The 8,471-nt window shown below is 71.4% G+C and carries 8 protein-coding genes; 6 read left to right on the forward strand and 2 right to left on the reverse strand.

Translation table 11 applies throughout. From position 1 onward, the window contains the following. Window positions 1–172 precede the first annotated feature (172 nt). The gene (locus LG632_RS28630) at window positions 173–1,198 is read left to right on the forward strand and encodes an adenosine deaminase (RefSeq protein ID WP_226730654.1); all 1,026 of its coding nucleotides are present in this window, start codon (window positions 173–175) and stop codon (window positions 1,196–1,198) included. Between the two features lie 20 nt (window positions 1,199–1,218). Then, on the forward strand, window positions 1,219–1,908 hold the full coding sequence (locus LG632_RS28635; protein ID WP_226730656.1) for a glycerophosphodiester phosphodiesterase: 690 nt from the start codon (window positions 1,219–1,221) through the stop codon (window positions 1,906–1,908). 77 nt (window positions 1,909–1,985) lie between these two features. Here LG632_RS28635 and LG632_RS28640 read toward each other — a convergent pair whose 3' ends face one another. After that, window positions 1,986–3,164, reverse strand: a complete 1,179-nt coding sequence (locus tag LG632_RS28640) for an ABC transporter substrate-binding protein (RefSeq protein WP_226730658.1) — start codon at window positions 3,162–3,164, stop codon at window positions 1,986–1,988. Window positions 3,165–3,266: 102 nt separating this feature from the next. Further along, window positions 3,267–4,703 carry a gamma-aminobutyraldehyde dehydrogenase gene (locus LG632_RS28645; protein ID WP_226730660.1) on the reverse strand — a complete coding sequence of 479 codons (1,437 nt, stop codon included), beginning with the start codon at window positions 4,701–4,703 and terminating at the stop codon, window positions 3,267–3,269. Window positions 4,704–4,873: 170 nt separating this feature from the next. Here LG632_RS28645 and LG632_RS28650 point away from each other — a divergent pair, with 170 nt between their 5' ends. The 4 genes from LG632_RS28650 to LG632_RS28665 all read left to right on the forward strand — a co-directional run. Beyond that, window positions 4,874–5,377, forward strand: coding sequence for an Lrp/AsnC family transcriptional regulator (locus LG632_RS28650; RefSeq protein ID WP_219667283.1), 504 nt, complete (start codon window positions 4,874–4,876; stop codon window positions 5,375–5,377). Further along, the gene (locus LG632_RS28655; RefSeq protein WP_226730662.1) at window positions 5,362–6,741 is read left to right on the forward strand and encodes an aspartate aminotransferase family protein; all 1,380 of its coding nucleotides are present in this window, start codon (window positions 5,362–5,364) and stop codon (window positions 6,739–6,741) included. Before LG632_RS28650 ends, LG632_RS28655 begins: the two co-directional genes overlap by 16 nt. 169 nt (window positions 6,742–6,910) lie before the next feature. Continuing rightward, window positions 6,911–7,648, forward strand: a complete 738-nt coding sequence (locus LG632_RS28660) for an ABC transporter ATP-binding protein (protein WP_264202373.1) — start codon at window positions 6,911–6,913, stop codon at window positions 7,646–7,648. Further along, the coding region (locus LG632_RS28665) for a hypothetical protein (RefSeq protein WP_226730666.1) at window positions 7,630–8,471 on the forward strand (842 nt) is incomplete at its 3' end. The genes LG632_RS28660 and LG632_RS28665, both read left to right, overlap by 19 nt.

Here is an 8,471-nt window from a genome sequence, read left to right on the forward strand (position 1 = left end):
CCCCCCGGGCCGGGCGCGCCCGGCGGGGCCCACGGGTCGCGGGGCTGCGGACTCTGGTCGGACATGATCGGTTCCCCCTCCTGCGGCCATGCTACGGGCCGCCGCCGACGGCCCGGCGCTCTGCCTACGATGGGCCCGACCTGCCCGCAACCGTGTCATCGGAGGCCCCCTCATGCCCGACCTGCGCCCGTTCATCGCGGGGCTGCCCAAGGCGGAGCTCCACGTCCACCACGTCGGTTCGGCCTCACCCCGCATCGTCGCCGAGCTGGCGGCCCGCCACCCGGACTCCAAGGTGCCCACCGACCCCGAGGCGCTGGCCGACTACTTCACCTTCACCGACTTCGCCCACTTCATCGAGGTCTACCTCTCCGTAGTGGACCTGGTGCGCACCCCGGAGGACGTCCGGCTGCTGACCTACGAGGTCGCCCGCGACATGGCCCGGCAGAACATCCGCTACGCCGAGCTGACCATCACCCCGTACTCCTCCACCCGCCGCGGCATCGACGAGAAGGCCTTCATGGAGGCCATCGAGGACGCCCGCAGGGCCGCCGAGTCCGAGCTCGGCGTCATCCTGCGCTGGTGCTTCGACATCCCCGGCGAGGCCGGCCTGGAGGCCGCCGAGGAGACCGCCCGGCTCGCCGTGGACCTGCACCCCGAGGGCCTGGTCTCCTTCGGCCTCGGCGGCCCCGAGATCGGCGTGCCGCGCCCGCAGTTCAAGCCGTACTTCGACCGCGCCCGCGCCGCCGGCCTGCACAGCGTGCCGCACGCCGGGGAGACGACCGGCCCGCAGACCGTCTGGGACGCGATCAACGACCTCGGCGCCGAACGCATCGGCCACGGCACCAGCGCCACCCAGGACCCGGAGCTGCTGCGGTACCTCGCCGAGCACCGGATCGCCCTGGAGGTCTGCCCGACGTCCAACATCGCCACCCGGGCCGTCGCCGACCTCGACCAGCACCCGGTCAAGGAGATGGTGCAGGCCGGCGTGCTCGTCACCATCAACAGCGACGACCCGCCGATGTTCGGCTCCGACCTCAACAACGAGTACGCCGTCGCCGCCCGCCTGCTGGACCTCGACGAGCGGGGGCTCGCCGGGCTCGCGAAGAACGCCGTGGAGGCCTCCTTCCTCGACGCGGCCGGCAAGGCCCGGCTGGTGGCGGAGATCGACACGTACACCGAGACCTGGCTGGCCGGCTGACCGCTGCCGAGAATGGGATCATGCGCACCCTGACTGCCGTCGGTCACCGCGGCGATCCCTACCGGTTCCGGGAGAACACCCTCGACTCGCTGCGTTCCGCGTTCGCGCGCGGGGCCGACGCCGTCGAGATCGACGTGCGGCTGACCCGGGACGGGGTCCCGGTCCTGCTGCACGACGACACGCTCAAGCGGCTGTGGCGCCACGACGTACGCCTGGACGCCCTCACGGCGGCGCAGCTGCGCGAGCTGACGCACGGCCGGGTCCCGACGCTGCGCGAGGCCCTCGCCGCGGCGGGGGCCGGCCGGCTGATGATCGACCTGCCCGGCGCCACGTACGAGGCCGCCCGCGCGGTGGTGGACCTGGTGCGGGCGTGCGGGGCCCGGGACCGTACGTACTACTGCGCGGGCCCGCGCACCATGCTGGCGGTGCGGGCCGCCGACCCGGGCGCCGAGATCGCCCTGACCTGGACGACGCTGAGCCCGCCGCGCCGGGTGCTGATCGACGCGGTCGCCCCCGCCTGGCTCAACTACCGGTTCGGGCTGGTCGACCGGGAACTGGTGGCCGCGCTGCACGCGGACGGGCTGCGGGTGTCGGCGTGGACGGCGGACACCCGGTGGGCGGTGCGCCGGCTGCTCGCGGCCGGGGTGGACTCGATCACCACCAACCGGATCGACGTACTGACCGCCGAGCGCGCCCGGGCCGGGCGCTGACCGACCGGCCCGGCACGCCGTTCGACCCGGCACGCCGCCGTTCGACCCGGCACGCCGCCGGCCCGGCCCGCGCGTCGCTACAGGCCGACGAGGGAGTTCCAGCGGCCGGCCAGGGCGCGGCGTTCGGCGGAGGAGATGTCGCGGGCGACCGCGAGGCGTTCGCGCATCGCCTCGTCCGGGAAGACCAGCGGGTTCTCGGCGAGCGCGGCGGTCTCCTTGTCCCCGGAGCCGGCGAGGACCTCGCGGGCGGCCGGGACCGGGCAGACGTAGCTGACGGAGGCGGCGAGCTCGGCGGCGGTCGTCGGGTCGTAGTAGTGGTCGATCAGCGCTTCGGCGTTGGCCTTGTGGCGGGCGAGGTTGGGGATCAGCAGGCTCTCGGCCCAGAGCTCGGCGCCCTCCTCGGGCACCACGAACTCGATGTCGGGGTTGTCGGCCTGGAGCTGGACGGCGTCGCCCGAGTACGCCTGGCAGGCCAGGACGTCGCCCTTGCTCAGGTCGGAGGTGTAGTCGTTGCCGGTGAAGCGGCGGATGTGCTTCTTGCGCACCAGCTCCTCGACCTGGTCGCACATGCGGTGGAAGTCGTTCTCGGTCCACCGGGTGACGTCCACGCCGTTGCCCTGCATGAGGAGCGCGAAGGATTCGTCCAGACCGGAGAAGAGGGTGACCCTGCCCTTGAGGTCGGGGTGCCACAGATCCGCCGTGGAGCGGATCTCGCGGCCGAGTGCCTTGCGGTTGTAGGCGATGCCGGTGATGCCCGACTGCCAGGGCACGGTGTGCCGGCGGCCTTCGTCGAAGGCGGGCGAGCGCAGTTGGGGGTCGAGGTGGCGGGCGACGTTCGGCTGGGCCGAGCGGTCCATCGTCTGGGCCCAGCCCAGGTGGACGAAGCGGGCGGCCATCCAGTCGCTGACCACCACGAGGTCGTGGCCGGTGTCCTGATGGTTCATCAGGGCGGGGCCGACCTTGCCGAAGAACTCGTCGTTGTCGTTGATCTCCTCGCTGTACCGGACCTCGATGCCGGTCCGCTCCGCGAAGGACTCCAGCGTGGGGCGCCGGGTCTCGTCCTCGTCGTCGGTGTCGATGTACAGGGGCCAGTTGGCGAAGGACACCGTCCGGTCGCGCGCAGACCGGTCCGCCGCCCCCCTGCGGTCCTCGGGGACGTAGGCGGCGGGGACCCCGCAGCCGGCGAGGGAGGCCAGCAGGCCGGCGGCGCCGAGACCGCGCAGGGCGGTACGGCGGGAGAGGAGGGGTTCAGGCATGATCCACAGACTGGGTTACGGCGAAGGGGCGGGCAATAGACATGTTGTCTACCACCCGCCCCTTCAGCGCTCGGTCGTGGCCCCCGGGCCGCCGGCCTCGGCTCAGCCGAGCGAGGTCATCACGTGCTTGATGCGCGTGTAGTCCTCGAAGCCGTAGGCGGAGAGGTCCTTGCCGTAACCGGACTTCTTGTAGCCGCCGTGCGGCATCTCGGCGACCAGCGGGATGTGGGTGTTGATCCACACGCAGCCGAAGTCGAGGTTCTTGGACATGCGCATCGCGCGGCCGTGGTCCTTGGTCCACACCGAGGAGGCGAGGGCGTACTCGACGCCGTTGGCGTACTCCAGGGCCTGGGCCTCGTCGGTGAAGGACTGGACGGTGATGACCGGGCCGAAGACCTCGTTCTGGATGATCTCGTCGTCCTGCTTGAGGCCCGAGACGACGGTCGGGGCGTAGAAGTAGCCCTTGTCGCCGACCTGGTGGCCGCCCGCCTCTACCTTGGCGTGGGCGGGGAGGCGCTCGATGAAGCCCGCGACCTGCTTGAGCTGGTTGGGGTTGTTCAGCGGGCCGTAGAGCACGTCCTCGTCGTCCGGCTGACCGGTCTTGGTGTCCGCGGCGGCCTTGGCCAGCGCGGCGACGAACTCGTCGTGGATGGACTCGTGCACCAGGACGCGGGTGGCGGCGGTGCAGTCCTGGCCGGCGTTGAAGAAGCCGGCGACGGCGATGTCCTCGACGGCCTTGGCCAGGTCGCAGTCCTCGAAGACGACGACGGGGGCCTTGCCGCCGAGCTCCAGGTGGACGCGCTTGACGTCCTTGGCGGCGCTCTCGGCGACCTGCATGCCGGCACGGACCGAGCCGGTGATGGAGGCCATCGCCGGGGTCTCGTGCTCGACCATCATCCGGCCGGTCTCGCGGTCGCCGCAGATGACGTTGAAGACGCCCTTGGGCAGGATCGAGTCGATGATCTCGGCCATCAGGACGGTGGAGGCGGGGGTGGTGTCCGAGGGCTTGAGCACCACGGTGTTGCCCGCGGCGATGGCCGGCGCGAACTTCCACACGGCCATCATCATCGGGTAGTTCCACGGCGCCACCTGGGCGCAGACGCCGACCGGCTCACGGCGGATGATCGAGGTCATCCCGTCCATGTACTCGCCGGCCGAGCGGCCCTCCAGCATGCGCGCGGCGCCGGCGAAGAACCGGATCTGGTCCACCATCGGCGGCAGCTCCTCGCTGGCCGTCAGGCCCAGCGGCTTGCCGGTGTTCTCCGACTCGGCCGCCACCAGCTCCTCGGCACGCGCCTCAAAGGCGTCGGCGATCGCCAGCAGCGCCTTCTGGCGCTCGGCGGGCGTGGTGTCGCGCCAGCCCGGGAAGGCGGCCGCGGCGGCGGCCATGGCGGCGTCCACGTCGGCCTGCCCGGAGAGCGGGGCGGTGGCGTACACCTCGCCGGTCGCCGGGTTGACCACGTCGGTGGTCCGCCCGTCGGCCGCGTCCTTGAACTCCCCGCCGATGTAGTTGCGCAGACGACGCAGTTCGGTGGTCACTCCAGCCACACTCCTGATCCCATGTCCAACGGTTGAGACAACTCTCCCAGAGTAGTCCCTCTGGTGACGCTTTCGACAGGCCCAGCATGAATGAACTACGAAATCCGTGAGATCGAAGACGATCGACAACGGATTTCATCGGTTCCGGGTTGCGGAACTGTCGACTCCTCGTGCACAGTGATGGCGTGGTCAGTCGAAGCGCAGATACCAGGAACCGGCAGCCGTCCCCTTCGGTCGATGCTGTGTCGCTGGCGATCATCGAGCAACTGCAGGAGGACGGACGCCGTCCCTACGCCGCCATCGGCAAGGCCGTCGGCCTGTCCGAGGCAGCCGTGCGCCAGCGCGTGCAGAAGCTGCTCGACCAGGGCGTCATGCAGATCGTGGCCGTCACCGACCCACTCACGGTGGGGCTGCGGCGCCAGGCCATGGTCGGCATCAACGTCGAGGGCGACGTCGACCCGGTGGCCGACGCGCTGACCGCGATGGCCGAGTGCGAGTACGTGGTGATGACCGCGGGCTCGTTCGACCTGATGGTGGAGATCGTCTGCGAGGACGACGACCACCTGCTGGAAACGATCAACAAGAAGATCCGCGCGCTCCCCGGCGTGCGATCCACCGAAAGCTTCGTTTATCTGAAGCTGAAGAAGCAGACCTACATGTGGGGAACTCGATAACCGTGACCCAGGACCTGTCCAAGACCGCGTACGACCACCTGTGGATGCACTTCACCCGCATGTCCTCGTACGAGAACTCTCCCGTGCCCACCATCGTGCGCGGTGAGGGCACCTACATCTACGACGACAAGGGCAAGCGCTACCTGGACGGTCTCGCCGGACTGTTCGTGGTCAACGCCGGCCACGGCCGCAAGCAGCTGGCCGAGGTCGCCTACAAGCAGGCCCAGGAGCTCGCCTTCTTCCCCGTGTGGTCCTACGCCCACCCGAAGGCCGTCGAGCTCGCCGAGCGCCTGGCCGACTACGCGCCGGGCGACCTGAACAAGGTCTTCTTCACCACCGGCGGCGGCGAGGCCGTCGAGACCGCCTGGAAGCTGGCCAAGCAGTACTTCAAGCTCAAGGGCAAGCCGACCAAGTACAAGGTCGTCTCGCGTGCGGTCGCCTACCACGGCACCCCGCAGGGCGCCCTGTCCATCACCGGTCTGCCGGCGCTCAAGGCCCCCTTCGAGCCGCTCGTCCCGGGCGCCCACAAGGTCCCGAACACCAACATCTACCGCGCCCCGATCCACGGCGACGACCCCGAGGCCTTCGGCCGCTGGGCCGCCGACCAGATCGAGCAGCAGATCCTCTTCGAGGGCCCCGACACCGTCGCCGCGGTCTTCCTGGAGCCGGTGCAGAACGCCGGCGGCTGCTTCCCGCCGCCGCCCGGGTACTTCCAGCGGGTCCGTGAGATCTGCGACCAGTACGACGTGCTGCTCGTCTCCGACGAGGTCATCTGCGCCTTCGGCCGCCTGGGCACGATGTTCGCCTGTGACAAGTTCGGCTACGTGCCCGACATGATCACCTGCGCCAAGGGCATGACCTCGGGCTACTCCCCGATCGGCGCCTGCATCGTCTCCGACCGCGTCGCCGAGCCGTTCTACAAGGGCGAGAACACCTTCCTGCACGGCTACACCTTCGGTGGCCACCCGGTGTCCTCCGCCGTGGCCCTGGCCAACCTCGACATCTTCGACAAGGAAGGCCTCAACCAGCACGTGCTGGACAACGAGGGCGCCTTCCTCAAGACGCTGCAGAAGCTGCACGACCTGCCGATCGTCGGCGACGTCCGCGGCAACGGCTACTTCTACGGCATCGAGCTGGTCAAGGACAAGGAGACCAAGGAGACGTTCACGGACGAGGAGACCGAGCGCGTGCTCTACGGCTTCCTGTCCAAGGCGCTCTTCGACAACGGCCTCTACTGCCGCGCCGACGACCGCGGCGACCCGGTCGTCCAGCTGGCCCCGCCGCTGATCGCCGACCAGCAGCAGTTCGACGAGATCGAGCAGATCCTGCGTACGGTGCTCACCGAGGCCTGGACCAAGCTGTAGGCACAGCTCCCCTTCGGTCCGCCTCCCGGCCCGGATCCTCCGTTCGAGTGAGAACGGGGGGTCCGGGCCGTGTGCTGCCGCCACCGAGCAGCTTTGTCTCTTTACATCTCTTTACGGCGCCAGTGACCGATCCGGCTCCGCTTCGTTCCCCCGGACGGAGGTGTACGCCATGGTGGCTCCACCGGACAACGATGTGCTCTGGGCACGGTCCCTGCACTACTCCCACAGCGGCTCGCCCGGCCTCGTGGCCGTCTCGGTGGGCGTCCGGGAAGGCGAGATCCTCGCCGTCACCGGCCCGCGCGGCAGCGGCAAGACCACTCTGCTGCGCTGCCTGTCCGGGCAGCTGGTGCCGGACCAGGGGGAGGTCTGGTTCAACAGCGTCCCCGTCCACACCATGGGTCCCCTCACCCGTGAGCGGCTGCGCCGCGACCGGTTCGGCTGGCTCGGCCCGCAGCCGCAGCTGCTGCCCGAGCTGCGGGTCTGGGAGAACGCCGCCCTGCCGCTGCTGATCACCGGGGCCGGCCACCGGACCGCCAAGCGCGTGGCCGCCGAATGGCTGGAGCGCCTCGACATCGGCGCCTTCGCGTCCAAGCGCCCCTCCGCCCTGAACCGGGCCGAGGCGCAGCGGGTCGCCCTGGCGCGGGCCCTGGTCAACGAACCCGCGGTGATCTTCGCCGACGAGCCCACCGCCCCGCTGCACCGCGCCGAACGCGCCCTGCTGCTGCGCACCCTCACCACCGCGGCCCGCTCCCACGCCATCACCGTGGTCATGGCCACCCACGACGCCGACTGCGCCGCTGCCGCCGACCGCCGGCTGGCCCTGCTCGACGGGCGCCCGGCCGAGGCCGCGGGCCCCGTACCGCCCACCGACACGGAGGGTCAGGCGGCGTGCTCGCTCTCCGCCTAGTGCGAGGCTCCCGGCCCCTGGTCCAGCTGCGCCGGCTGCTGGTCGCCGCCGCGTCGGCCGGCTCCGGCTTCCTGCTGCTGTTCGTCCTGGCCGGCGCCCTGGACTCCCCTGCCGGATCGTTCCCGCGGCTGCTGTGGACGCTGGTCCCGCTGGCCCTGACCGTCCATCTGGCCGTGGCCGTCGCCCGTACCGACCCGGCCACCCTGCCCCCCGAAGGACTGGACGCGGCCGGGCTCGGGCCCCTGCGGCGGGCCGTGGTCGCGGCCGTCTCCACCGCCGTGGCCTGCACCCTGGGCAGCCTGCTGGCGCTGGCCGCCTTCCTGCACCTGCGCGGCCAACTCACCGGGCTCCCCTTCGACGGTGCCGGGGCGAAGCTGCTGCACGCCGACCGGCCGCTGCCGGTGGCCGCCGCGCTGACCCTGCTCACGGTGCTGCCGCTGACCGCCTCGGCCGCGGCGGCCCTCGCGTCACGGCCCCGGCCGCGGCGCACCCCGCAGACCGAGCTGCCCTGGGGCGTCGCCCTGACCGCGTGCGGGCTGGCCGTGGAGGCGTACGCCGGCCGGGGCCCGGCCGGGATGCTGGCCGGCTGGTCCCTGACCGCCCTGGGACTGGCGCTGGCCGGACCGGCCGTGGTCCACCTCGCGGGGGCCCTGGTGCAGACGGCCCGGCCGGGTGTGCTGCGGCTGCTGGCGGGCCGGGGGCTGCAGGAGGAGGCCGGGCGGGTGGGCCGGGCGCTGGGCGTGCTGTGCGCGGTCGCCGCCGGGGCGCTCACCGTGCCGGCCCTGCGCGAGCGGGCCAGGCAGCGGGGCGCTCGGCGGGTCGT

It is taken from the genome of Streptomyces antimicrobicus (assembly GCF_020532625.1).
Taxonomy (GTDB): Bacteria; Actinomycetota; Actinomycetes; order Streptomycetales; family Streptomycetaceae; genus Streptomyces; species Streptomyces antimicrobicus.

Bases quoted from the DNA above. Each gene is read 5' to 3' on its own strand.
- LG632_RS28630 (WP_226730654.1), top strand. From the start codon at position 173: ATGCCCGACCTGCGCCCGTTCATCGCGGGGCTGCCCAAGGCGGAGCTC.
- LG632_RS28635 (WP_226730656.1), top strand. From the start codon at position 1,219: ATGCGCACCCTGACTGCCGTCGGTCACCGCGGCGATCCCTACCGGTTC.
- LG632_RS28640 (WP_226730658.1), bottom strand. From the start codon at position 3,164: ATGCCTGAACCCCTCCTCTCCCGCCGTACCGCCCTGCGCGGTCTCGGC.
- LG632_RS28660 (WP_264202373.1), top strand. From the start codon at position 6,911: ATGGTGGCTCCACCGGACAACGATGTGCTCTGGGCACGGTCCCTGCAC.